Here is a 23790-nt window from a genome sequence, read left to right as displayed (position 1 = left end):
CAACGAGCCAGGAGCAGCCAGTGGACGACGGACGGCCGATCTTCCAGCAGATCGCCGAGCAACTCGAGTCGCAGATCATCGACGGCTCGATGCGCGAGGAGACGCAGGTGCCGTCAATCAACGACCTCGCCGCGTTCCACCGGATCAACCCCGCCACGGCCCTGAAGGGCGTGAACCTGCTGGTAGACGCGGGGATTCTCTACAAGCGACGGGGGATCGGGATGTTCGTCGCGGAGGGGGCGCGGCAACGGCTCGTAGCCGCAAGGACAGAAGGCTTTCAGGACACGTACGTGCGCCCACTCGTGGCGCAGGCGCGAGCCCTCGGCATCACGCCCGAGCAGCTCTCACAGATGATCGGAAGGGAGGCGGGCGCATGACGGCCGTCATCGAAGTACAGGGAGTCTCGCGGCACTATGGAAAGGTCGCCGCGGTGGAGGACGTGAACTTCCGCGTCGAGGAGGACTCGATCTGCGGCCTGCTTGGCCGCAACGGCGCCGGCAAGACCACGCTCATGCGGCTCGTCACCGGCCAGGAGTTCGCGAGCGCAGGTCAGGTGCGGGTCTTCGCCGAGGATCCCGTGGAGAACGCCGCCGTGCTGTCCCGCGTGTGCTTTGTGCGCGAGTCGCAGGTGTACCCGGACTCGTTCCGCGGCAAGCACGTGCTCAGGGCGGCGAGCCACCTGTTCGCCAACTGGGACGCGGAGTATGCGGCGCGCCTCGTCGCCGAGTTCCGGGTGCCCCTTGACCGCCGCATGAAGAAGATGTCGCGTGGACAGCGCTCCGCGGTTGGCGTGATCGTCGGCCTCGCCGCTCGCGCCGAGATCACGCTCTTCGATGAGCCCTACGCCGGCCTCGACGCGGTGGCGCGCCAGCTGTTCTACGACCACCTGCTCGCGGACTACAGCGCCAACCCGCGCACCATCATCCTGTCCACGCACCTCATCGACGAGGCGTCGCACCTGCTCAACCACGTGGTGGTCGTCGACGGCGGCCGCGTCATCATCGACGCCGACGCCGACGACCTGCGCGGCACCGCGGTCACGCTCGTGGGCGGGCACGCCGCCGTTGAGCGGTTCGTGGCCGGCAGGGACACCTTGGGCTGGGACTCGGTTGGCGGCATTTCCTCGGTGACGCTCACCGGTCTGTCCGACGCTGACAGGGCCGACGCTGTTGCCGCCGGCTTGGAATTGGCTCCCGTTTCTCTTCAGCAGCTCATCGTGAGCCGCACCCGCAACTCCCAGGAGGTTTCCTCATGACCGCCATCTCCGTGGCGCCCCCCATCACGCGCCGGATCGGCACCACCGCGCGCGTGCATCTCGCCAACCCGTGGGCGCTCATCTATACGCCCGCGATCATCACGCTCGGGGTGTTCGCGCTCAACTACTCGATCTGGCGCATCGTCATCTTCGCTGCGGACGGCCACCCCCTCGACCCGCACGCCTTCGACTACAACGGCGGCGTCACCTGGGTCATGTTCTACCTGGTGGTGGTGGCGGTGCAGGCCATGAACCAGACGTTCAGCTTCACCGTTGGTCTGGGTTCAACCCGCAAGGACTACTACGCGGGCACCGCGATCGTCTTCGTGTGCCTCGCACTGGGGTTCGGCGTGGGGATCGCCGCGATGGCGGGCCTTGAGCGGCTCACCGATGGGTGGGGCGTGGACGGACACTTCTTTGCGCCTGGCTTCCTGCAGACGCTTCCCGTGTGGGAGCTGGCCGCGATGTACTCGCTCGCGCTGCTGCTTCTGACGTTCGTCGGCGCCGCCGCGGGCGCGATGTTCGTGCGCTGGGCCGCGACGGGCGTGATTGTCTTCTTCGGAATCCTCGCCGTACTGGCCGTTGCCGTGGTCTACCTGCTGGTGGCTGCGCGCGTCTCGGGCGAGATCATCAGCTTCTTCGCCGACCGCAGCCCGCTTGAGCTCGCTGCAATGACCCTCCCGATCACCGCCGTGGCGGCCGTCGCTGGGTTCCTCATCCTGCGGCGGGCGACGCCGAAGGGGTAGGGGATTGCCGCTAGTCCACGTCTGGTCGCGCGGCGAAGTCTCCCCGCAGGTACTGCGGGGGCCAATAGTCGAGGCGCTCGCCGAGCTCGTGGGCCACGCGCAGCGGCAGGTGGGGGTCGCGGAGGAACTCGCGACCCACGAAGACCGCATCGGCGTCGCCAGACGCGACGATCTGCTCCGCCTGGTGCGCGCCGACGATCTGCCCTACGGCGCCCGTCGGGATGTGCGCCCCGGTGCGAACGGCGTGCGCAAAGGCGACCTGGTAACTGGGTCCGGTGGGGATGTGGACGCCGGCGACGAGCCCTCCGGAGGAGACGTCGACAAGGTCGGCCCCCGCCGCGTGCGCCCATTCGGATACCGCGACGGTGTCCTCGATGGTCCAGCCGTCCGGCTCCGACCAGTCGGTCGCTGACAGCCTCAAGAACACCGGCACGCCCTCGCCGACCTCGGCGCGCACGGCGCGCACCACCTCGAGCAGGAGGCGCGCGCGGTTCTCGAGCGGGCCGCCGTATTCGTCGGTGCGAGCGTTGCTCAGTGGAGAGAGGAACTGGTGGATGAGGTACCCGTGGGCAGCGTGCACCTCGACGACGTCAAAGCCGGCGTCGAGCGCTCGACGTGCCGCCGCCGCCCACGCGGCCGGAAGCGCGCGGATCTCGTCGGGCGTCAACTCTCGTGGGGCCTCGTAGCCGGGGAACGCCACAGGTGACGGCGCCACCGTGGTCCACCCGCCGTCGGGCAGGGGAACCGAGCCCTTGCCGCTCCAATCGCGGTACGTGGATCCCTTGCGGCCGGCGTGGGCCAGCTGGATTGCGGCCTTAGCGCCCTGGCCGTGAATGAAGCGCGTGATGCGCGACCAGGCCGCGACCTGCTCGTCGCTCCAGATTCCGGTGCACCACGGGGAGATGCGACCCTCAGGCGTCACGCCGCTCGCCTCGGCCACGACGAGCCCGGCCCCGCCGCGCGCAAACGAGCCGAGGTGCACCAAGTGCCAGTCGGTGGGGACGCCGTCTTGGTCCTCGCACGAGTACTGGCACATGGGGCTAACCCACAGGCGATTGCGGAACGTGACGTCCCTGATGGTCAGTGGGGAGAACAGGGCGGTGGTCATGGAGGCATCCTCTCGCGGCCGGCGCCTCTCTCAAACCATCATCGCTCCTGGTCTGTTCCCGGGTCGATGTGAGCGTGGATTGTGAGCGATAACGGAAAGGCTCTGAACGTAACGATTCGATCTTGGGCTCCGCGTGAATATGTACGGGGAACGTTACAAAACCGTGACCATTCTCCAGTTGTGTTAGCGCTAAATGTTAGGGCTAATATTCGGGTACGGGCCACTCGGTGGTCCGGAGGGAACCGCACCCGAGTGGCCGCTAGGCCCAAACCAAAACAAGGAGGTTTTGGGAATGAAGAAGCGCATGTTCGCAACACTCGCGCTTGTGGGAGCCACGGCTCTCACGATCGCTGGTTGCTCGTCGGGGGACGATCCAACCAGTGGCAACACCGCCAACGCCGGGGGAAACGGCGGCGGCGATCTGATCACCGTCGGCTTTGCCCAGACCGGCTCCGAGAGCGGCTGGCGCAGCGCCAACACCGACTCGATGAAGGCCGCGTTCTCCAAGGAGAACGGCTTCGACCTCATCTTCAACGCGGCAGACAACGACACCGCCGCACAGATCACTGCGGTCCGCAGCTTCATCAACCAGGGCGTGGACGCGATCGTGATCGCGCCCATCGTTTCTGACGGCTGGGACGACGTCCTCCAGGAGGCCAAGGACGCCAACATCCCCGTCATCCTCGAGGACCGCACCGTGTCCGCATCCCAGGACCTCTGGGCGGCATGGGTCGGTGACGACTTCAAGCAGGAGGGCACCACCGCGGGCGAATTCGCCGCCAAGGAGTACGGCAGCACGCCCACCAAGATGGTTGTGCTCGAGGGCACCACCGGTTCGGCGCCGGCCAACGACCGCGCCGAGGGCTTCGACGCGGCCATCGTCGGCACCCAGATCCAGAAGATCGACTCTCAGACCGGTGACTTCACCCGCGATGGCGGCAAGTCCGTCATGGAGGGATTCATCCAGAAGTACGGGCTCGACGGCATCGACCTGGTCTTCGCACACAACGACGACATGGCGCTGGGTGCGATCGACGCGATCGAGGCAGCGGGCGGCAAGCCGGGCACGGACATCAAGATCATCTCGATCGACGGTGTGCACGACGGCATGCAGGCACTGCTCGACAAGAAGATCAACTACATCGTCGAGTGCAACCCGCTCCTCGGTGAGCCCGCAGCCGCGCTCGTCAAGGGAGTCCTCGCCGGATCCGACGTGGAGAAGGTCAGCTACGGCAAGGACGGCAGCTTCACGCAGGACGACATCACGCAGGAGATTCTGGACGCACGTCCCTACTAGGCAACTCACCACAGTAGGTACACCAGCGACACAGCCGGGGGTCGGTTTCGGCCGACCCCCCGGTGCTTCGCACAGAGTCACTCAAAGAAGGAAATCCTCGTGACAGACCCCCAGGACACCGCCGTCCGTCCCATCGTCGAGATGAAGGCCATCACCATCGCATTCCCCGGCGTGCTCGCGCTCGACGCGGTGGACTTCACGCTTCGCGCGGGCGAGGTCCACTCGCTCATGGGCGAGAACGGCGCCGGCAAGTCCACCCTCATCAAGGCCCTCACCGGCGTGTATGCAACGGACAGCGGCACCATCGTCGTGAGCGGCGAGGAGCGCACGTTTCACAGCACGGCCGACGCTCAGGAGGCCGGGATCTCCACGGTTTACCAGGAGGTCAACCTCTGCACCAATCTCACGGTTGGCGAGAACGTCATGCTCGGGCACGAGGCGCGGTCCGGCGGCAGGATCAGCTGGTCGGCAACCCACGCCGCCGCCGCCGAGCACCTCGCAGGGCTGGGCCTCAGCCTCGATACCAGGTCGCTGCTGTCGAGCCACTCCATTGCCATTCAGCAGCTGGTGGCCATCAGCCGGGCCATGGTGCTCGACGCGAAGGTGCTCATCCTCGACGAGCCCACCTCGAGCCTCGACCGGGGCGAGGTGGACGCGCTGTTCCAGGTTGTGAGGGACCTGCGCGCAAAGGGCGTCGCGATCCTCTTCGTGAGCCACTTCCTTGACCAGGTGTACGAGATCGCCGATCGCATCACCGTGCTGCGCAATGGCAAGCTCGTTGGCGAGTATGTGGCCCGCAATCTGCCGCGAGACCAGCTCGTCACCAAGATGATCGGGCGTGAGCTCGACGACCTCTCCGCCATCGCGACCGCGGCCGACCGTCAGATCGACAGGGCGGCAGCGCCCGTGCTGCGCGCCACGGGCATCGGCAAGAGGGGCTTCCTCGAGCCCGCCGACATCGACGTGTTCCAGGGCGAAGTTGTGGGCATCGCGGGTCTTCTCGGCTCCGGCCGCACGGAGCTCGTTCGGCTTCTCTACGGGGCGGATAGGCCCGACGCTGGGCACATTGAGCTGAGCGGCAAGCCCGTTCGGCTGACGTCCCCGCGTCACGCGATCGACAACAGCGTCGCCTTCTCGTCCGAAGACCGCCGCGGCGAGGGAATCATCGGCGACCTCACCGTGGCCGAGAACATCGTGCTCGGCATCCAGGCGCGGAAAGGGTGGCTGCACAAGATCCGCAAGGCGGAACAGGACGCGATCGTCGCGGACTACATGACGTCGCTCGACGTGCGTCCCGCAAACCCGAGCGCCCTGGCCCGCAACCTGTCCGGCGGCAATCAGCAGAAGCTCTTGCTTGCGCGCTGGCTCGCTACCGCACCACGGCTGCTGATCCTAGACGAACCCACGCGGGGCATCGACGTGGGCGCCAAGGCGGACATCCAGCGGAAGGTCGCCGAGTTGTCTGAAGCCGGTCTGTCTGTCATCTTCATCTCGTCGGAACTCGAAGAGGTGCTCCGCATCGCGCAGCGCGTGGTGGTGCTGCGAGACCGCAAGCGCATCGGAGAGCTCGACTCCAGCGCGGTGGATCTCGACGGGCTCGTTGACTACATCGCGAACGAAGGCAAGGAAACCGCAGCGTGAAGAACATCATCAAGCACCGGCTCTTCTGGCCCTCGACCGCGCTCATCGCTCTCATCGTGATCAACGCGATAGCTCGCCCGCGGTTCATCCGCATCACCGTTCAGGACGGGAAGCTCTACGGCGCGCTGATCGACATCCTTCGCCAGTCCGCCCCGCTCATGCTGGTGGCGCTCGGCATGACCATCGTCATCGCCACGCGCGGCATCGATCTGTCGGTGGGGGCCATCATGGCCGTGTCGGGGGCCGTGGCGCTGCAGATCATCGCCGAGTCCGGCGACCCCAACAATCCCGCCGTTGTCGCGACCGCGGTCGTCTCCGCGCTGCTCGTCTCGCTCGTGCTCGGCACCTGGAACGGCCTCCTGGTAGCGGTCGTGAAGATACAGCCGATCATCGCCACGCTCGTGCTCATGCTCGCCGGGCGCGGTGTCGCCCTGCTCATCACAAAGGGCAGGATCACCACCATCAACTCCACGCCGTTCGACTTCATCGCGAACGGCTACATGCTGCTGCTGCCGTTCGCATTCATCTTGGCGATGGTCATGGTGGCGATCGTCGCCTTCGTGGAGCGCCGCAGCGCGCTTGGGGTCCTCACCGAGGCCGTCGGCATCAACCCGGAGGCCAGCAGGCTCGCCGGCGTGCGCTCCCGCGGGATCATCTGGGGCGCCTACATGGTCAGCGGCGTTCTGGCGGCATCGCCGGCCTCCTGTATGCGTCGAACATCTCAGCGGCGGACGCGAACAACTCCGGCCAGCTCATCGAGCTCTACGCGATCCTTGCGGTGGTCCTGGGAGGGACCTCCCTCATGGGAGGAAGTTCACGATCGCGGGAACCGTGATCGGGGTGCTGTTCATCCAGACCCTCGACTCCACGATCCTCTTCCTGGGCATCTCGTCCGACCAAAGCCCCGTCTTCTTCGCCCTCGTGGTGATCATCGTGGTGCTCATTCAGTCGCCGAGCCTGCACCGCTGGGCTCGGTCGCTGCGCAGCGGGAGCGGGGCCGCCAGGGTTTCTAGCGATGTGGAGGTCGCGGCATGACAACGATCGAAGCGACGCGGCCACAGCAGCGAGCGTCACTCGCAACCAAGTACCACACGTTCATGAGCCGTCACGCCTCGCTCATGCCGACGTTCGCGGCCGTAGCGATCCTGATCCTGATCCTCGTCGCGGCGCGATTGAAGTGGGAGAGGTTCCTGTCGCCGAGCAACATCTCGTCGCTGCTGCTCGACAACGCGGCGCTGATGATCCTGGCAGTGGGCATGACGTTCGTCATCGTGACGGGAGGCATCGACCTCTCCGTTGGCTCGGTGATGGCCTTCACGTGCATTTGGCTGTCCGAGATGCTTGCGGGCGGCATGTCCGCGGCGGTGGCCATTCCGCTGACACTCGTGGCGGCGCACTGATCGGGCTGCTCATCGGCGTTCTCGTGCAGTACTTCGACGTGCAGCCGTTCATAGCGTCGCTCGCGGGGCTGTTCCTTGCCCGCGGGCTCGCATTCATCGTGAGCACTCACTCCATCAAGGTCGAGAACGAGGCCGTCTTGTGGCTGCAGTCGACCAGGTTCCACCTTGGCCAGTGGTACATCACTCCGACCGGGATCATCGCCCTCGTCGTCGTCGCGATCGGCGCCTTCGTCATGCAGTTCACGCGATTCGGACGCACCATCTACGCGGTAGGCGGCAACGAGCAGTCGGCCCGTCTGATGGGACTCAGCGTGGCGCGAGTCAAGGTGGCCGTATACGTGATCAGTGGCGTGTGTGGAGGTCTCGCCGGCCTCGTCTTCGCGGCCTACAACGGCGCGGGGCAGCCGCGCATCGGCATCGGCTGGGAGCTCGACGCTATTGCTGCCGTGGTCATTGGCGGCACCGTGCTCACGGGCGGCAGGGGGTACGTCCTCGGCTCCATGATCGGCGTCTTCGTGTTCGGCACCATCAACACCGTGATCAATTTCATGGGAGCCGAACAGTCGTGGACGCGCATCATCGTCGGCCTCCTGCTGCTCGTGTTCATCGTGGTGCAGCGCGGCATCGTGGCACGGGCCGAGCGGCGCGGTTAGCGCCGCCTGGCACGCGCGCGCACCCCGCACCTAGATAATGACGACGTGGACCAGCCACAGCCGCTTCTCGAGATCACCGATGCAACGGTGTTCTTTGGCGCGGACGCGGCCATCGACGGTGTGGACTTCCGCATGTTTCCCGGCGAGGTCCACTCGCTCATGGGGGAGAACGGCGCCGGCAAGTCCACGCTGATCAAGGCCATCACCGGGGTGCTGCCGCTCGACCGCGGCACGCTCTACCTGGACGGCAGCGAGCTGCGACTGCACTCCCCGATCGACGCCCAGCACGCGGGAATCAGCACGGTTTACCAGGAGATAGAGCTGCTGCCCAACCTCTCGGTGGCGGAGAACATCTTCCTTGGGCGGGAGCCGCGCCGTGCCGGACTCATCGACGCGAAGGAGATGCGCCGTCAAGGGCACCGGGTGCTGTCCGACCTCGGTCTGGACATCGATCCGGCCTCGCTCCTCGGATCCCAGTCGGTCGCCGTGCAGCAGCTCGTGGCCATCGCCCGCGCCATCTCCACCCAGGTTCGCGTCCTCGTGCTCGACGAGCCAACGTCGAGCCTCGACGTCGATGAGGTCGCCGAACTCTTCCGCGTCATTCGCGAGCTCAAGCAGCGCGGCGTCGCGATCCTCTTCGTGAGCCACTTCCTCGACCAGGTCTACGAGATCTGCGACCGCGTCACCGTCCTCAGGGACGGCAAGCTCGTTGGCGAGTACCTCACGCGAGAGCTGCTGCGCATCGACCTGGTCCACAAGATGCTCGGCCACAAGGAGACGGAACTCAAGACGCGAAACCGGGCCACAGCGTCGGACCTCGAGGGCGACGAGCCCTTCCTCTCTGCGCGGGACCTCACAACGTTCCGCGGTATTCGGGGTGCCGACGTGGACCTGTTCGAGGGCCGGGTGCTCGGTGTCGCCGGACTGCTCGGCTCCGGCCGCACGGAGCTCGCGAGGGCGGTGACGGGAGTTGACCGCCTCCACTCGGGCGTGATCATGATCGCGGGCACCGACCAGCAGTTCTCGAGCCCGCACAGGGCGCTCACCAAGGGCGTCGCCTACTCGTCGGAGAATCGCCGCGCGGAGGGAATCGTCTCGGAGCTCAGCGTGCTCGAGAACATCGTGCTCGCCGTGCAGGCGGATCGCGGAATCTGGCACCGCATGCGGCCTGCGCGCCAACGCGAGCTCGCGGCGAGCTGGGTCGAGGCGCTCGGGATCAAGCCGGCGGAGCTGGACAGGCCCGCGGGGACGCTCTCTGGAGGCAATCAGCAGAAGGTGCTGCTCGCTCGCCTCCTTGCGCTCGCGCCACGCCTGCTGGTGCTTGACGAGCCGACGCGGGGGATCGACATCGGCGCCAAGGTCGAGATCCAGAATCTTGTGAGCGAGCTCGCGGACAACGGGCTGTCCGTCATCTTCATCTCTGCCGAGCTGGAGGAGGTGCTGCGCGTCTCCGATCGCGTGGCCGTCATGCGCGACGGGCACATCGTCGAGACCCTCGCCTCGGGGGACGTGACCGTGGACTCGGTGCTCGCGCTTGTGGCGCAGGGCAGCCAGGACGAGGACGACGAGTGACCGACGAGAAGCCACCGCGGGCCGCCAACATCTTCGATGTGGCGCGGCTCGCAGGCGTGTCGCATCAGACGGTCTCGAGGGTGCTGAACGGCCTTCCGAACGTGAGGCCGGCGACCCAGGAGCGCGTGGAGCAGGCCATCGCCCAACTGCGCTACAGCCCGTCGCCGGCGGCGCGCGCTCTCGTCACGCGGCGAACCCGCACCATCGGCCTCATCACGCCTGGTATCTCGGATCACGGCCCGGTCTCGATCGCGATGCACTTCAACCTCGCGGCTCGCGTGGCTCGCTACTCCGTGGAGACGGTGAGCACGGTCGACTCGGACCCGGAGACCACCCGACTGGCGGTCGAGGGGCTGCTACGGCAGCGCGTGGACGCGATCGTGGCCGTGGTCACGGACTTCAGCGTGCTCGAACTGGTTCGCGGCCTCGACATCGCCATCCCCGTGGTCGCGTCCGCCTCCACCCCCGACGCTCGCCGCGCGTGGTCTCGATCGACCAGTATCGCGGGGCGAGGGCCGCGGTACGGCACCTCGCGGAACTCGGCCACACGCGGATCCACCACCTCACCGGCCCGAATGCGGCCCCCGACTCGTCGGAGCGCATCCGCGGCTGGCGGGACGAACTGTCCGCGCATCGCCTGGACGCCCCAGACCCGCTGCAGGGCAACTGGACCGCGGAGAGCGGCTACCGCATCGGGCTGGACCTCGACCTTGAGCCCGGTTCGGCAGTGTTCGCCTCGAATGACCTCTCGGCCCTGGGCCTGCTGTCCGCACTGCGAGAGCGGGGCATGCGAGTGCCGGACGACGTGTCGGTCGTGGGCTTCGACGATGTTCCGGAGGCCGCCTTCTTCTACCCGCCGCTGACCACCGTGCGGCAGGACTTCGCGGCACTAGGCCGCCAGCTCATGCAGAAGGTGTTGCTGTCGCTCGAGGAGGGCGAGAACGACACGATGGACACGCCGCTGCCGACCGAGCTCGTAGTGCGCGCGTCCACCAAGCAGCGCTGAGGCACCTCGCCTCAGCCCGCGGCCGCCAGTCGCTCGGCCCCGTCGAGGATGAGGTCCACGGCGAACAGGTACTCGGCCTCGTCGTCGCACCCAGGCCCGACGATCCCTTCCGGTCCGTGCCGCGCCGACATCGCGGACTCGAGCACGAACGGCCAGCGCTGAGCGAGCATCGCCGCTGCGGCGGCGGCGCTCTCCGGGTCGCTTGGCGGCGGAGATGAGAACACTTCCTGGCTGAAGCCCCACAGGCGGCTGCCCAACGCGTGCATGACCTGATGGGTGAGGGGCGCGCTGAGCCCGCCGCGCAGCGTAGAGATCATGGCCTCCATGTGGTCGAGGGCCGCCGGGGTCGGCCCCCCGCGAGTCTCGATCGCGTCCCATGCCCAAGGGTGCCGGTGCTGGGTCGCGCGCGCCGCGACGAGGAGGGCACGGGCGTCGGCCTTCCACTGCCCGGTCGCAGGCGGGGGAGCGATCTCGCGAACGACGGCGTCGACCATCTCGTCGAGCAGCTCGTCCTTGTTGCGCACATGCTTGTAGAGCGCCATGGGCACCACGCCGAGCCGCTCCGAGAGCGCGCGCATGCTCACGGCATCGAGGCCAACCGCGTCCGCGAGGCTGACCGCCTCGCCGATGACGCGCGATCTGCTGAGCGCCATGCGCACCTCCACTTGACGGTGTACGCGCTATACCTTACGCTCATGACCGGTAGGTGTACGCCGTACACAAATTCTCACCGAGAGGCCCGGAAATGTCCACCCTTCGCAAGCAATCCATCCTGGTAGGTGCCCTGTTTCTGGTGACTCATGTGACCTCCGTTGGGGCCGTCGCGCTCTACGGACCCATGCTCACCGATGACAGTTGGCTCCAGGGGTCCGACGCTGGCACAAGGCAGCTCGTCGGCGTCACCCTGGATATCGTCCTGGCTCTTGCGGTCATCGGCACAGGGCTAGGCTTCCTCGCGATCCTGCGGGAGCGGGCGCCGATCGCTGGAGCGCCCTACGCGATCCTGAGGACGGCGGAGGCGGGCGTGATCCTCGCCGGGGCTGCGGCCGTGACCGCCCTGGTCTGGACGCGAGCCGGCGGGGCGGGGAGCGAGCCACTCCTCGAGCTCTACCGCGCCACGTTCCTCATCGGGCCCGGACTCATCGTGGTGGCGAACACCCTGGTGCTGGCCACCACGCTCTTCCGGCTGCGGCTCGTGCCCCGCTGGATCCCTGTGCTCGGCATGATCGGCGCGCCCCTCGTCGGCATCTCCAACCTGGCCGTGCTCTTTGGTGCGCAAGAGCAGGTCTCAGCCACGGCGTCGGCCGCCGCCGTGCCGATCTTCGCGTGGGAGATCTCGCTCGCCGTGTATCTGCTCGTCAAGGGCGTGCGCGAGGCGTGAACAAAGTGCCCAAGAAAAGTGCCCCCGGCAGGACTCGAACCTGCAACCTACGGATTAGAAGGCCGTTGCTCTATCCATTGAGCTACAGGGGCTCGCCTTAAGGCTAGTGCGGACGGCGTGTGCCCTGGAACGGTAGCCTAAAGCCGCAGGTCACGAGGAGGTAAGGATGAGCATCTCGCCCATCAAGACCTGGTCATACCCAGGCGCCCTCCTCGATGCGCTCGTCGACACCCGCAAGGCGGTCGCCGACATCGAGCTTCCCATTCCCGTGGACGGCGCCGCCGAGGCCATGGCTCTCGCGGAGCAGACGCTCGATCAGCTCGATCACCACCTCATTCCGCGCGTGAAGGACGAGGCGAGCCCCGCGATCGTCGTCGTCGCTGGATCCACCGGATCCGGGAAGTCGACAGTGGTCAACGCGCTGCTCGGCGAGGACCTCACTCCGGCCGGCGTCCTCAGGCCCACCACGAAGGCGCCCTTCCTGTTCCACCACCCACTGGACACCCAGGTGCTGACGCCCGTGGAGCGTCGGGCAACCGCGGCGGCAACGGAGGCGGTGCCGCGCGGGCTCGCGATCGTGGACTCGCCAGATCTCGACTCCGTGCGGGGAGAGAACAGGGAGATCGCGCGCGAGCTGCTCGATGCCGCGGACCTGTGGATCTTCGTGACGACCGCCGCCCGGTACGGGGACGCGGTGCCGTGGCAGGCGCTTCGCTCGGGAGCGGAGCGTGGCGCCTCGATCGCGATCGTGCTGAACCGCGTCACCATGGACGTCGCCGCCCAGGTGCGCAGCGATCTCGTCTCGCGGCTCGCCGACGAGGGCCTCGAGATGCTTCCGCTCTTCGTGATCCCTGAGGACACGGGGTCGTGGGGCAGCGTTCCGGCCGACGTTGTTGGCGGCTTGGGCCGTTGGCTCGACTCCGTGGCTGCCGCCTCGGCGGCGACGATCGTGGAGCGGACGCTCCACGGCAGCGCCGAGGCTCTCAAGGAGTGGCTCGAGCGGCTCGCCGAGCACATGGACGACCAGGCCTCCGTCGCCAAGGAGGTGCGCGCGGTGGTTCGCCGACGCGCGGCGCAGGCTGAGAACGAGGGCGGGGACGACTGGTACGAGGGCGTCGCCACCGGCGCGCTCGAGACCCGCTGGCGTCAGGCCACGAGCGAGGGCGGCCCGCTGTTCCGGCTGCGCAACTCGCTGTGGACCAAGCGCAGGGTGGCGCGGGAGGCGCGCGACGTGGCCCTCAACGCGATCGAGGCCGACGTCATCGGGGCCGTGGAGGCGACGCTCACCTTCGCCGCGTCCAAGGCGGCCGAAGGCATCGTGGGCGACCTCGCCGTCGGCGGCGAAGGCCCGGGAACGTGGCTTGCCGCGCAGCGCGATCCTCGCGACGCGCGCGAGCACAGGGAGCGCACCGCGGCGGACGCGACTCGCGCATGGCTCGGTCGCTGCGACGAGATCGCGATGGGCCTGCCCGGGTCCAAGGGAGCGGTGGAGGTCGTGGGGGAGACGGGCCTTCGCGCGACGCTCGCCTCTGCAGCCCTGGGTGTGGGCGCTGCGCATGAGGCGCTCACGGTGCTCGCGGGAAGGGACACGGAGGCGGCGCTCGCCGCCGCTCGCGAGGAGCTCGGCGCCGCGCGCCGCTACGCGATCAACCGCGAGGCGCTCGAGGTGCTCGCGCCGACGGACATCGCGTCGCTCATGCCCGACGCCTCCGCGAAGATCCGCCTTCGCCGCGCCGAGCTGCGGGGACTGCTGTGAGCCTGTCGTTCCAGGACGTTGGAAGGCCGGATGAGACGAGTTCCCTGCACTCCCGCGTCGCGCGCCTGCGGTCGTCGCTCGAGTGGGCGTCCGAGGCCATTGAGCCTGGTGTGCGCGCGGATGTGATGGTGACCATCGAGAGGTGTGAGCACCGCCTCGCGCTTGGCGTGGACCACACGATCGTCGCACTCGCCGGCGGCACGGGTTCCGGGAAGTCGAGCCTGTTCAACGCGCTCACGGGCACGCAATTCGCCGTTCCTGGCGTCGCGAGGCCGACGACGTCCGAGGTCTCCGCCGCCACGTGGGGAGACGCGGCGACGTCGCTGCTCGACTGGATCGGGGTGGACCAGTCGCGCCGGCTCGGGCTCATCGGCGACGCCGAGCTGCGCGGCGTTGTGCTGCTGGACCTGCCGGACCACGACTCGGTGAACTCGGACAATCGCACGATCGTCGACCGCGTGGTGCCGCTCGCGGACCTGCTCGTGTGGGTCATGGACCCGCAGAAGTACGCGGACAACGCCGTGCACAGCGCGTATCTGGCCGTCGCCTCGGACCACGGTCAGCCCTCGCTTGTGGTGCTCAACCACGTGGACCGGCTCGAGACGCAGGCGGCGTGGGACATCGTGCGAGACCTCCAGCGGCTGCTCGAGGAGGACGGGCTCACGGGCGTTCCCGTCATGCCCATCAGCGCGCGAACGGGGCAGGGTGTCGACAACCTGCTCGCCGAACTTGCCGGAGCGGCGCAGGCCCACTCCGTGGCCGCGGAGGCCGTTCGCGCGGACCTCGTCGCGGCCGGGCGGTCGCTCTCAAGGGCGCTCGCGCGCGACGCCGACCCCAAACTTCCAGACATCGAGGAGCTCGTTGACGCCTTGGCGACCGCGGCCGGCATCGAGGCACTGGCCGACGCTTCCGCGGCTGTCGCTCTTGGGCGCACCAAGGCGGTGCCTGCGCTTCTCGGCGTTCGCACCGAGGCCGTGGAGCGCGAGCGGCTCGACTGGGTGGACGAGGCGACGCATGGGCTGCCCGTCGCCTGGCACCGGGTGGTCGCAGAGGCGATCGCCCCCGCCACCTTGCTCGCCGAGGAGATCAACTCGGCGCTGGAGGCGGTCGAGTGGCCCAAGATCCCGCGCGAGTCCGGCGTGAAGGGCGCGCTGACGAAGCGGGCACGCGCGAGCTCGGCCGCGAAGGCGGTGAGGTCGCGGGGCCGCACCGCCGTGCGCACGGTGCTCGTTCCGCTCGTTGCCGAGCCGACGCAACTCATCCACCAGGCGTATCGCAACCTCGACGAGCTCACGGAGCTCGCTCGCGACTAGCGTCCCCAGATCGCACCCGACTCCGCGCTATCCACAGCCGAGGCACTCAGCCAGCCCCGGCGTCGGGCAGCGCTGTCAGCCTTGTTCGCAAGCCGCACGGTGCGGCACGCGTCAGGAGGGCGCCATGAATGATCTGAATGTGACTGTCACTGGCTGGGTGGCCACTGACCCCAAGCTGCACGTGGTGCCCGGCGGCACCGACCTGGTGAGCTTCCGGCTCGCGACTACCTCTCGCTACTACGACCGCACGAACAACGCGTGGGTTGATCGCGAGACCCAGTGGTTCACCGTGCGCGTGTTCAGGGCCGCCGCGCTCCTGATCGCGAAGTCCGTGAAGAAGGGCCAGCCGATCATCGTGGCGGGCCGCCTGCAGAGCCACGAGTGGGAGGGCCAGGGCGGCCCGCGCACGGACCTGCAGATCGACGCCCAGGTGGTGGGGCATGACCTGACCCGTGGCGTCGCGGACTTCACGCGCGCCGTCGTGGACGCGAAGGAGCCGGCGGCCGACGAGCCGATCGAGGCCGAGTCCGTGGAGAACGACGTCGAGGAGGAACTCGAACTCGTTGAGAGCCCGGTGTAGGCGACCGCGGGGCCCGGGCCACGGCGTCGGGCCCCGCGGCAACGTCACGGGTGGCGTCGCGTAGGCTTAGCCAGGCAGTTTTCACGCGACGGGAGCACCAGTGGCCGAGTTCATCTACACCATGCACAAGGCGCGCAAGGCGCACGGAGACAAGGTCATCCTTGACGACGTCACCATGGCGTTCTACCCGGGCGCGAAGATCGGCGTCGTGGGCCCCAACGGTGCTGGTAAGTCCACGATCCTCAAGATCATGGCCGGAATTGAGCAGCCCTCGAACGGAGAGGCGCGGCTGAGCCCTGGCTACAGCGTCGGCATCCTGCTGCAGGAGCCGCCGCTCAACGAGGACAAGGATGTCATCGGCAACGTCCGCGAAGGCGTGGGGGAGATCTACGCGAAGCTTGACCGCTTCAACGCGATCTCTGAGGAGATGGCGAATCCGGATGCGGACTACGACACGCTCCTCGCCGAGATGGGCAAGCTCCAGGACGAGCTCGACCACGCGGACGCGTGGGATCTTGACTCCCAGCTGGAGCAGGCGATGGACGCGCTGCGCTGCCCGCCGCCGGACGCGGACGTCAAGGTGCTCTCCGGTGGTGAGCGCCGCCGGGTGGCGCTGTGCAAGCTGCTCCTCGAGAAGCCCGACCTGCTGCTCCTTGACGAGCCGACGAACCACCTCGACGCCGAGTCCGTACTGTGGCTCGAGCAGCACCTCGCGAAGTACCCGGGCGCCGTGCTCGCCGTGACCCACGACCGCTACTTCCTCGACCACGTCGCGGAGTGGATCTGCGAGGTCGACCGCGGCCGCCTCTACCCGTATGAGGGCAATTACTCCACGTACCTGGAGAAGAAGCAGGAGCGCCTGCAGGTGCAGGGCAAGAAGGACGCGAAGCTCGCGAAGCGCCTCAAAGAGGAGCTCGAGTGGGTACGCCAGAACCCCAAGGGTCGCCAGACCAAGTCCCAGGCGCGACTCAACCGCTACGAGGAGATGGCCGCGGAGGCCGAGAAGACCAGGAAGCTGGACTTCGAGGAGATCCAGATTCCGCCGGGCCCCCGCCTTGGGAGTGTGGTGCTCGAGGCGAAGAACCTTAAGAAGGGCTTCGGCGACCGCATCCTCATCGACGGGCTGTCCTTCACGCTTCCGCGCAACGGAATCGTGGGCGTCATCGGACCCAACGGCGTGGGCAAGACCACGCTGTTCAAGACCATCGTCGGGCTCGAGCCGCTCGACGGCGGCGACCTCAAGATCGGCGAGACCGTCAAGGTGTCCTACGTGGACCAGAGCCGCGGCGGCATCGACCCTGACAAGTCGCTGTGGGAGGTCGTGAGCGACGGCCTCGACTACATCAAGGTGGGCGCGGTGGAGATGCCTTCGCGCGCGTACGTGAGCGCATTCGGCTTCAAGGGCCCGGACCAGCAGAAGCCGGCAGGGGTGCTCTCCGGCGGTGAGCGCAACCGCCTCAACCTCGCGCTCACGCTCAAGGAGGGCGGCAACGTTCTCCTGCTTGACGAGCCCACCAACGACCTCGACGTGGAGACCCTCGGCTCGCTCGAGAACGCCCTGCTTGAGTTCCCCGGCTGCGCCGTTGTGGTCAGCCACGACCGCTGGTTCCTGGACCGCGTGGCGACGCACATCCTCGCGTGGGAGGGGACCGACGAGAACCCGGCCAACTGGTTCTGGTTCGAGGGCAACTTCGCCTCGTACGAGGAGAACAAGGTCGCCCGCCTCGGGGCGGAGGCCGCGCGCCCCCACCGCGTCACGTACCGCAAGCTCACGAGGAGTTAGCCATGACACTCGGGGGACCGACAGTGCTGTCGCCACCGCCAACGCCGACCACGGAGCCCGATCCGTTCAATCCGGACGTCACGATCTGGCCCGAAGCTCCGGACTGGCTGTTCCCCACCGTGATGGTCTTCACCGGGCTGATTATTGCCGCCGTCGTGGTCCTGCTGGTGATGTGGCGCAAGTCCGTGACCGTGCAGCGTGCGGAGCGCGAGGCGAAGGGTCCCACGAAGTGGATAGACCTCTCGAAACTCGACAAGAAGGGCCGCTGGGACGACGACGAGTGAGCCTCGCGGCCGCGCGCGTTGCCGCGCCCTGGAATGGGCGCTGAGTGCGTCGAAAACGGGATTTGGTGACCCTCAGCGCCCATTCCAGCGAGGCGTCACAGGCAGAGTGACCGCCTACAGCCGGAACATGCCCTCCTGAGACGCGGACGCGACGAGCGTCCCGTCCTCGGCGAAGATCCACGTGCCCGTGAGGCCGCGACCGCCTTGCGCGGTGGGTGCGTCCTGCACGAAGAGCAGCCACTCGTCGGCGCGCGCGGGCCGGTGCCACCACATCGCGTGGTCGAGGCTCGCGAAGGCCATGTCCCGTGTTGCCCACGACGCGCCGTGGCGGCGCAGCAGCGGTTCGAGCATCACCTGGTCGCAGCCGAACGCGAGGAGCGCGCGCTGCGTGAGCTCGTCGGCCTCGATGGGTGTGCGGATGCGCATCCACGCGCTTTGGTACGCGCGCTGAGTGGAGTCCGGGCCAAGGAACAGCGAGCCCTCCACGTGGCGCACGTCGAAGGGCGCCTGCTGGATCCAGAAGTCCGCGTTGGGGTGACCTGCATACGGGGCGAGCACATCGACTCCGCTCGCCACGGCGTCAGGCGGCGGCACCTCGGGCATGGCGACCTGGTGTTCGGGGCCGTCCTGAGCCTCCTGGAAGGAGGCGATCATCGACAGCATCGGCTTGTCGTCCTGGAAGGCGTGGGTGCGCCGCGCGGAGAACGAGCCGCCGTCGCGCAGCACCTCCACCTCAAAGCGGATGGGGCGGGTGGCGTCGCCGGCGCGCAGGAAGTAGCCATGCAGCGAGTGAGCGTGGCGACCCTCGGGGACGGTGCGGCCGGCCGCGATGAGCGCCTGCCCCAGCACCTGGCCGCCGAAGACCCGCCCGCCGGGCATGGGAAGCGAGTCCCCCTCGAAGGTCGTGGGGCCATGCTGTCTCAAGGAGAGCGCGGCCATGCCGCTCGCCACGGCCTCAGCCGCCCACGTGTCCTCAAGGTGCTCCATCAGTTCTCCGAATCGTCGAACGTGTTCACCATCGAGTATGCGGCCCTCTCCAGGTAGTCCATGAGGGTGACCGCGTGCAGCGGCGCCAAATTCTGCTGCGCGACCGCGTGCCGCATGTGCTCGATCCACCGGTCGCGCGCGTCCGGGTTGACTCGGAACCCTTGGTGGCGCATGCGCAGTCGCGGGTGACCGCGCTCGTCGGAGTACGTGGTTGGCCCGCCCCAGTACTGCTCGAGGAACATCGTGAGGCGGTGGATCGCGCCCTCCAGGTCCTCCTCCGGGTACATGGGGCGTAGCACCGAATCCGACTGAACGCCCTGGTAGAAGGTGCGCACTATCGCGTCGAAGGTCGCATGGCCGCCTACCGCGTCAAAGAAGCTCTCACTGACGCCGTGCGTCGGTCCCTGCCCGACGCTCATTCCTGGCTGGGTCACGCGTCATCACCTTCGCCGTCCTCTGGAGGGGAGCGCGTCGGCCGGCGTCTGCGGAACGGTCGCCTTGTCCGTCTTCTTGCGCGGGCCGGGCTTCTTCTTGTCGACCTGCGCGCCGGGAACGTGCACTCCGATCACGGGGACGGATTCCGGTGCGCCAACCTCGATGCCGCGCTCCGCGAGAATCCGGCGCAGGTGCCTCCGGATTTCGCGCTGCACGGTCCACTGGGTCGCGGGGTTCACCTGGATGAGCACCCTGACCGTCACCGAGTTGTACGCGATGGCCTCGATGCCGGGCACCTCGGGCTCCCCGAGGATCGCGGCGTCGATGTTCGGGTCCTTTCGCGCCTCCGCGACGGCGTCCAGCAGCGCCCCGCGTGCCGCATCGAGGTCCGTGTCGTACGCGAAGCGCTGCTCCACGAGCACCCGGGACCACGTCCGCGTCATGTTGCCCACCCGCACGATCTGGCCATTCGGCACATACCAAACCGTGCCGTCGAGCGCGCGCAGACGGACGCAGCGCAGGCCCACCTCCTCAACGGTGCCGGTGGCCTCGCCGACGTCGATGATGTCGCCGACCCCGTACTGGTCCTCCATGAGCATGAAGGCGCCGCTGATCAGGTCCTTCACGAGCGACTGGGCGCCGAAGCCGACGGCGACGGAAAGCACACCGGCGCTGGCGAGCAGCGCGGCCACGGGAACGCCAAACGCGCCGAGGAGCACAAAGATGAACGTGGTGATCGCGAGGACCGTGAGGAACGAGGTCAGCACCGAGCGAATCGTCGTTGCTCGTTTGTGGCGGCGCTCGCGCTCGAGCCGATAGTCCTGCTCCTCTTTGGCGGCGACCGGCTCCTTGCCGTAACTTGCGAGTTTCCGCTTCTGCCGCTCGGTGAGGTCGGTGCCGCGCTCAATGCCGCGCGTGACCCAGATGATGATGAATCGCAGGATGACCCACGCGATGATGATCGCGACGAGCGCGATGCCCACGCCGGCGGCCGCCTCCCAGAAGGTGGGGTCATCCTGGCTCGCAAGGCGGAGGAGAGTCACCCGCCCAGCCTACCGACCGCCACGCGCGTGGCGCCCCTCGCGCTCTGGCAGGATTGGCTTATGGAAACGCAAGCCGAGCAAGCGTCCGACGCTCTGCTCGCCTTGGCGGCCGCGTGCGGCATTTCGACACAGTACCTTGGCCACGACGGTGACATGCACTCGTGCTCGACTCTCGCGATGCGCTCGGCGCTCGCGGCGCTCGACCTGGACGCGTCGTCCGACACGGCATGCTGGAGGTCGCTCGCCGAACTCGACGACCACCTGTGGCAGCGCATCGTTCCTCCTATTACGGTGTTGCGGCAGGGACGTTCGCGAGAGTCCCCGTGCACGTCACCGACGGCGACTCGGTTGAGGCCTCCCTGCGGCTCGAGGCGGGGGAGACCCGCGGCCTGGAGCAGCTCGATCGATACGTCCCGCCGAGGCACGCGGACGGCCGCCTGATCGGCCGCGCCACCTTCCTCGTTCCCGGGGATCTGCCCCTGGGCTGGCATCGTCTCGAGGCGATCTCAAGTGGCCGACGCGGTCGCGGCTGGATTGTCGTGACACCCGAGCGGCTCGACCTGCCGTCCGAGGTGCGATCGAACCGGCCGTGGGGCTTCACCACCCAGCTGTATTCGCTGCGGTCGGCGCGATCGTGGGGTTTCGGCGACTTCTCCGACCTTGGAGAGCTGTGTGCGCTGGCCAAGATTCGCGCGGGCGCCGACTTCGTCCTGATCAACCCGTTGCATGCCACGGAGCCCGTCTCGCCGATCGAGGCTTCGCCGTATCGGCCCACATCCCGCCGCTTCCTCTCGCCGCTCTACATCCGCGTGGAGGACATCGCCGAAGTCGCCTACGTCCCGTCCCAGCAGCGCGCGGTGATCGAGTGGGCCGCAGAGAAGCCGCGGCGCGCAAACACCACGTCGGACCTCATCGACCGCGATGCCGTGTGGCGCGCGAAGGAGGAGGCCCTCAGCCAGATCTACCAGGTGGAACGCACACCTGGCAGGCAGGCGCAGTTCGAGGCGTTCTGCCTGCGAGAGGGCAAGTCCCTCGAGGACTTCGCCACGTGGTGTGCCATCGCGGAGGAGTTCGCCGGCCAGGAGTGGCCGCAAGAGCTCGACAGCCCGCTGGCGCCCGCGGTGGCCGCGTGGCGCGAGGAGCACGCGGACCGCGTGCTGTTCCACGCGTGGCTGCAGTGGGTGTGCGACGAGCAGCTCGAGCGCGCGCAGGCGAGCGCCCGCGCGGCGCAGATGAGCATCGGTGTGATGACGGACCTGGCCGTTGGCGTGCACCCTGAAGGTGCAGACGCGTGGGCGCTCCAGCGCGTCCTCGCGCGCGGCATGTCGGTTGGGGCGCCGCCGGACATGTACAACCAGCAGGGCCAGAACTGGAACCAGCCTCCGTGGCAGCCCCGCGCGCTCGAGGCCGCGGCCTACATCCCGTTCCGCGACCTGGTGCGCGCGGCGGTTCGCCACTGCGGCGCGCTGCGCATCGACCACGTCATCGGCATGTTCCGGCAGTGGTGGATTCCCGTCGGCGCGGGCGCCTCGGACGGCGCCTACGTGCAGTTCGACCACGAGGCCCTCATCGGCATCGCGATCCTCGAGGCCCAGCGGGCCGGGGCCGTGGTGATCGGCGAGGACTTGGGCACCGTGGAGCCATGGGTGAGCGACTACCTTGCCTCCCGCGGCATCCTCGGCACCGCGGTGGTCTGGTTTGAGAAGGAGGCCGACGGCCGGGCCAAGCGGCCTGAGCACTACAGGGCCGACACGCTCGCGTGCGTTGGCACGCATGACCTACCGCCCACGGCCGCTTATCTTGCAGGCGAGCACGTGATCCTGCGCGAGGAACTCGGTTTGCTCACGGTGGATCCCGACATCCTCCTCGCCGAGGCCCGGGCGGAGCGTGGCGACATGGTGGACCTGCTCGAGGAGCGCGGCTGGGTGGCGCCGCACCCCACGGACGAGGAGATCATCGGCGGGTTGAACGTGCTCGCCATGAACACCCCGGCACCGCTCGTTGGTGTGGCCATCACCGACGGCGTTGGCGAGCGGCGCACGCAGAACCAGCCGGGCACCGACCAGGAATACCCCAACTGGCGCATTCCGCTGTGCGACAGCGAAGGCGCGCCAGTGCTGCTCGACGACCTCTTCGATCACCCGCGCATGCGCAAGCTTGTGGACGTGCTGCGCGACGCGCGGGCGTAGACCTCAGGCCCCGCGCCGCCGCACCACGAACCCGAGCGCCACCAAGCCGAGCGCTATCGCCGCAAGGGGAGCCAGCGTCGGGCCGGTGTTGGCCAGTTCGTCATCAGGATTGCCGTCGCCATCGCTATCGCTCGGGTCCGGCGACGGCGAGGGGCTCGCGAGCGCGGTAACCGTCGCCGTTGACCCTTGGGATGGGTCGGAGGCGCCGGCGCTGTTCGTGGCGGTCACGATAACCGTGTAGGTGCCAGGGGGACGCCGTCGAAGTCGAAGTCGGGAGTGGGACCGGTGAGGGTGATCGGGGTACCGCCACCCTGAGGCGTGAGCGTGGCCGTGTAGGAGGTCACTGGCTGGCACACATTCGTGGCCGGCGCCGACGTGGTCACGTGGACCGCCTGACCATCCACGGTGGCGACGGGAGCTTGCGGGGCTGCCGGAGCGCCCTCGCCGCGCATGGCGGGAACCGTGGAGCTGCTGAAGTTGAAGGTGTCGAACAGGATGCCCCCGCCCGCGTTCGCGGGAGCGGGAGGGTTGTACACGCGGAACATGATGGAGTCCACGGGGAACGTGATGGGCGGGTCGTTTCCGGCCCACTGGCGGTGGTACTCCTCCCACGAGCCCGAGGCCGAGAACGTGGTGCAGGTGGAGTCGTCCACGCCGAGCCACAGCACGTCGTTGTTGGAGCCGTCGACGAAGTCCAGGGTGAACTCCAGGGTGTGCACCTCAGTCCGCGACAGCCCGGACGCGATGGTGTGATAGACGAAGTTGTCGGCGTCGAGGTCAACGAGGCTGACGTCCAACTGCAGTCCGTCCGGCTGATCCGAGATGCGGAAGTTCGCCATGCGGGCGCCGTCGCCGCGGTCGGGGAAGAACCCGAACACGAGCCCCGGCTGGTAGGTCTGGGTGGCCGATGCGAAGGAGATGGTGCCGCTGAAGCGCGTCTGGCGCGTGCCGCCGGAGAGTGCGCTGTTCACGGCGTCGGTCTCTCCCGCGTCGTTCGTCAGCGAGGCCGATTGCAGCTGGTTGCCGAACCCGCCGGACGACACGGCATTGGACACGCGCAGCGCCCGCGACCCCAGGGCGCTGCCCCACACCGCGGACGGATCGACGATGGCGACGTCGAAGTTGGCCGCGTGGTACGCGCCGACGTCATTCGCGGTCCACCCGAACTGGCCAACGGGGTCGCCAAGGGCGAAGCCCTCGAAGCCGCCGTTGTCGTTCGAGTCCGCGAGCGCGGCCGGCGCCACCCAGGCGAGCGCGCCAACAAGGCCCATAACAGCAAGAACGCGGCGCACGGAGGCGCCGCGAAGTCCCTCAGTCTTCACGCCAGGAACTCTACGGGACTCACCCCCAGATCGAAGGGA

The 23790-nt window shown here is 68.0% G+C and carries 23 protein-coding genes, 1 tRNA gene and 1 pseudogene; 17 read left to right on the top strand and 8 right to left on the bottom strand.

The genetic code is table 11. The features are described from left to right. Window positions 1-20: 20 nt before the first annotated feature. From NVV57_02055 to NVV57_02045, 3 genes are read left to right on the top strand one after another with little or no spacing between them, the layout of a single operon-like run. Window positions 21-377, top strand: coding sequence for a GntR family transcriptional regulator (locus NVV57_02055; GenBank protein MCR6711537.1), 357 nt, complete (start codon window positions 21-23; stop codon window positions 375-377). After that, window positions 374-1255, top strand: coding sequence for an ABC transporter ATP-binding protein (locus NVV57_02050; protein MCR6711536.1), 882 nt, complete (start codon window positions 374-376; stop codon window positions 1253-1255). Before NVV57_02055 ends, NVV57_02050 begins: the two co-directional genes overlap by 4 nt. Beyond that, window positions 1252-2001, top strand: a complete 750-nt coding sequence (locus NVV57_02045; protein ID MCR6711535.1) for a hypothetical protein — start codon at window positions 1252-1254, stop codon at window positions 1999-2001. The genes NVV57_02050 and NVV57_02045 overlap by 4 nt, the downstream gene beginning before the upstream one ends. A 10-nt stretch (window positions 2002-2011) precedes the next feature. Here the strand turns inward: NVV57_02045 and NVV57_02040 are convergent, their stop codons facing one another. Next, the gene (locus tag NVV57_02040) at window positions 2012-3109 is read right to left on the bottom strand and encodes an NADH:flavin oxidoreductase/NADH oxidase (protein MCR6711534.1); all 1098 of its coding nucleotides are present in this window, start codon (window positions 3107-3109) and stop codon (window positions 2012-2014) included. Window positions 3110-3401: 292 nt separating this feature from the next. Here NVV57_02040 and NVV57_02035 point away from each other — a divergent pair, with 292 nt between their 5' ends. The 7 genes from NVV57_02035 (at window position 3402) to NVV57_02005 (ending at window position 10678) form a co-directional block, all read left to right on the top strand. Further along, on the top strand, window positions 3402-4406 hold the full coding sequence (locus NVV57_02035; protein ID MCR6711533.1) for an ABC transporter substrate-binding protein: 1005 nt from the start codon (window positions 3402-3404) through the stop codon (window positions 4404-4406). A 141-nt stretch (window positions 4407-4547) separates the two neighbouring features. Then, on the top strand, window positions 4548-6047 hold the full coding sequence (locus NVV57_02030; protein MCR6711532.1) for a sugar ABC transporter ATP-binding protein: 1500 nt from the start codon (window positions 4548-4550) through the stop codon (window positions 6045-6047). Further along, window positions 6044-7060: an ABC transporter permease gene (locus tag NVV57_02025; GenBank protein MCR6711531.1), complete on the top strand. Its 1017-nt coding sequence runs from the start codon at window positions 6044-6046 to the stop codon at window positions 7058-7060. The genes NVV57_02030 and NVV57_02025 overlap by 4 nt, the downstream gene beginning before the upstream one ends. A gap of 18 nt (window positions 7061-7078) precedes the next feature. Further along, the gene (locus NVV57_02020) at window positions 7079-7447 is read left to right on the top strand and encodes a hypothetical protein (protein ID MCR6711530.1); all 369 of its coding nucleotides are present in this window, start codon (window positions 7079-7081) and stop codon (window positions 7445-7447) included. Window positions 7448-7470: 23 nt separating this feature from the next. Continuing rightward, on the top strand, window positions 7471-8100 hold the full coding sequence (locus NVV57_02015) for a hypothetical protein (GenBank protein ID MCR6711529.1): 630 nt from the start codon (window positions 7471-7473) through the stop codon (window positions 8098-8100). A gap of 45 nt (window positions 8101-8145) precedes the next feature. Next, complete coding sequence (locus tag NVV57_02010; protein ID MCR6711528.1) at window positions 8146-9672, top strand: sugar ABC transporter ATP-binding protein; 1527 nt, start codon at window positions 8146-8148, stop codon at window positions 9670-9672. Between the two features lie 481 nt (window positions 9673-10153). Then, the gene (locus NVV57_02005; protein MCR6711527.1) at window positions 10154-10678 is read left to right on the top strand and encodes a substrate-binding domain-containing protein; all 525 of its coding nucleotides are present in this window, start codon (window positions 10154-10156) and stop codon (window positions 10676-10678) included. 11 nt (window positions 10679-10689) lie between these two features. On the opposite strand, the gene NVV57_02000 is transcribed toward NVV57_02005, so the two are convergent. Continuing rightward, on the bottom strand, window positions 10690-11331 hold the full coding sequence (locus NVV57_02000) for a TetR/AcrR family transcriptional regulator (protein MCR6711526.1): 642 nt from the start codon (window positions 11329-11331) through the stop codon (window positions 10690-10692). A 92-nt stretch (window positions 11332-11423) separates the two neighbouring features. Here NVV57_02000 and NVV57_01995 point away from each other — a divergent pair, with 92 nt between their 5' ends. Continuing rightward, the gene (locus NVV57_01995; GenBank protein ID MCR6711525.1) at window positions 11424-12059 is read left to right on the top strand and encodes a DUF4386 domain-containing protein; all 636 of its coding nucleotides are present in this window, start codon (window positions 11424-11426) and stop codon (window positions 12057-12059) included. Between the two features lie 19 nt (window positions 12060-12078). Here NVV57_01995 and NVV57_01990 read toward each other — a convergent pair. Beyond that, window positions 12079-12151, bottom strand: a tRNA-Arg gene (locus NVV57_01990). A 74-nt stretch (window positions 12152-12225) separates the two neighbouring features. Here NVV57_01990 and NVV57_01985 point away from each other — a divergent pair. The 5 genes from NVV57_01985 (at window position 12226) to NVV57_01965 (ending at window position 17775) form a co-directional block, all read left to right on the top strand. Further along, window positions 12226-13815: a dynamin family protein gene (locus NVV57_01985; protein ID MCR6711524.1), complete on the top strand. Its 1590-nt coding sequence runs from the start codon at window positions 12226-12228 to the stop codon at window positions 13813-13815. Next, the gene (locus tag NVV57_01980; protein MCR6711523.1) at window positions 13812-15128 is read left to right on the top strand and encodes a 50S ribosome-binding GTPase; all 1317 of its coding nucleotides are present in this window, start codon (window positions 13812-13814) and stop codon (window positions 15126-15128) included. The genes NVV57_01985 and NVV57_01980 overlap by 4 nt, the downstream gene beginning before the upstream one ends. Window positions 15129-15252: 124 nt before the next feature. Continuing rightward, window positions 15253-15708: a single-stranded DNA-binding protein gene (locus NVV57_01975; GenBank protein MCR6711522.1), complete on the top strand. Its 456-nt coding sequence runs from the start codon at window positions 15253-15255 to the stop codon at window positions 15706-15708. Between the two features lie 100 nt (window positions 15709-15808). Further along, on the top strand, window positions 15809-17491 hold the full coding sequence (gene ettA / locus NVV57_01970; protein MCR6711521.1) for an energy-dependent translational throttle protein EttA: 1683 nt from the start codon (window positions 15809-15811) through the stop codon (window positions 17489-17491). A 2-nt stretch (window positions 17492-17493) separates the two neighbouring features. Continuing rightward, window positions 17494-17775, top strand: a complete 282-nt coding sequence (locus NVV57_01965) for a hypothetical protein (protein MCR6711520.1) — start codon at window positions 17494-17496, stop codon at window positions 17773-17775. A 114-nt stretch (window positions 17776-17889) separates the two neighbouring features. Here the strand turns inward: NVV57_01965 and NVV57_01960 are convergent, their stop codons facing one another. Genes NVV57_01960 through NVV57_01950 form a run of 3 tightly spaced genes read right to left on the bottom strand, consistent with a single transcriptional unit; the run spans window position 17890 to window position 20240 of the window. Beyond that, complete coding sequence (locus NVV57_01960; protein MCR6711519.1) at window positions 17890-18762, bottom strand: acyl-CoA thioesterase II; 873 nt, start codon at window positions 18760-18762, stop codon at window positions 17890-17892. Continuing rightward, complete coding sequence (locus tag NVV57_01955; GenBank protein MCR6711518.1) at window positions 18762-19181, bottom strand: globin; 420 nt, start codon at window positions 19179-19181, stop codon at window positions 18762-18764. The genes NVV57_01960 and NVV57_01955 overlap by 1 nt, the downstream gene beginning before the upstream one ends. Before the next feature lie 21 nt (window positions 19182-19202). Next, the gene (locus tag NVV57_01950) at window positions 19203-20240 is read right to left on the bottom strand and encodes a mechanosensitive ion channel family protein (GenBank protein MCR6711517.1); all 1038 of its coding nucleotides are present in this window, start codon (window positions 20238-20240) and stop codon (window positions 19203-19205) included. A 60-nt stretch (window positions 20241-20300) separates the two neighbouring features. Between NVV57_01950 and malQ the strand changes: the two are divergent. Further along, window positions 20301-22429: pseudogene (gene malQ, locus NVV57_01945) on the top strand (4-alpha-glucanotransferase). Window positions 22430-22432: 3 nt separating this feature from the next. Here the strand turns inward: malQ and NVV57_01940 are convergent. After that, complete coding sequence (locus tag NVV57_01940; GenBank protein MCR6711516.1) at window positions 22433-22657, bottom strand: hypothetical protein; 225 nt, start codon at window positions 22655-22657, stop codon at window positions 22433-22435. Next, complete coding sequence (locus NVV57_01935) at window positions 22654-23751, bottom strand: hypothetical protein (protein ID MCR6711515.1); 1098 nt, start codon at window positions 23749-23751, stop codon at window positions 22654-22656. The genes NVV57_01940 and NVV57_01935 overlap by 4 nt, the downstream gene beginning before the upstream one ends. Window positions 23752-23790: the final 39 nt, after the last annotated feature.

Source organism: Demequina sp. (assembly GCA_024707205.1).
GTDB lineage: Bacteria > Actinomycetota > Actinomycetes > Actinomycetales > Demequinaceae > Demequina.
The sequence above is the reverse complement of the archived record's forward strand: the minus strand, read 5'-3'. Positions and strand labels throughout refer to the sequence as shown.

Excerpts from the sequence above, each read along its gene's own strand:
- NVV57_02050 (MCR6711536.1), top strand. The coding sequence starts at position 374 with ATGACGGCCGTCATCGAAGTACAGGGAGTCTCGCGGCACTATGGAAAG.
- NVV57_02045 (MCR6711535.1), top strand. The coding sequence starts at position 1,252 with ATGACCGCCATCTCCGTGGCGCCCCCCATCACGCGCCGGATCGGCACC.
- NVV57_02040 (MCR6711534.1), bottom strand. The coding sequence starts at position 3,109 with ATGACCACCGCCCTGTTCTCCCCACTGACCATCAGGGACGTCACGTTC.
- NVV57_02035 (MCR6711533.1), top strand. The coding sequence starts at position 3,402 with ATGAAGAAGCGCATGTTCGCAACACTCGCGCTTGTGGGAGCCACGGCT.
- NVV57_02030 (MCR6711532.1), top strand. The coding sequence starts at position 4,548 with ATGAAGGCCATCACCATCGCATTCCCCGGCGTGCTCGCGCTCGACGCG.
- NVV57_02020 (MCR6711530.1), top strand. The coding sequence starts at position 7,079 with ATGACAACGATCGAAGCGACGCGGCCACAGCAGCGAGCGTCACTCGCA.
- NVV57_02000 (MCR6711526.1), bottom strand. The coding sequence starts at position 11,331 with ATGGCGCTCAGCAGATCGCGCGTCATCGGCGAGGCGGTCAGCCTCGCG.
- NVV57_01995 (MCR6711525.1), top strand. The coding sequence starts at position 11,424 with ATGTCCACCCTTCGCAAGCAATCCATCCTGGTAGGTGCCCTGTTTCTG.
- NVV57_01985 (MCR6711524.1), top strand. The coding sequence starts at position 12,226 with ATGAGCATCTCGCCCATCAAGACCTGGTCATACCCAGGCGCCCTCCTC.
- NVV57_01975 (MCR6711522.1), top strand. The coding sequence starts at position 15,253 with ATGAATGATCTGAATGTGACTGTCACTGGCTGGGTGGCCACTGACCCC.
- NVV57_01965 (MCR6711520.1), top strand. The coding sequence starts at position 17,494 with ATGACACTCGGGGGACCGACAGTGCTGTCGCCACCGCCAACGCCGACC.
- NVV57_01960 (MCR6711519.1), bottom strand. The coding sequence starts at position 18,762 with ATGGAGCACCTTGAGGACACGTGGGCGGCTGAGGCCGTGGCGAGCGGC.
- NVV57_01955 (MCR6711518.1), bottom strand. The coding sequence starts at position 19,181 with ATGAGCGTCGGGCAGGGACCGACGCACGGCGTCAGTGAGAGCTTCTTT.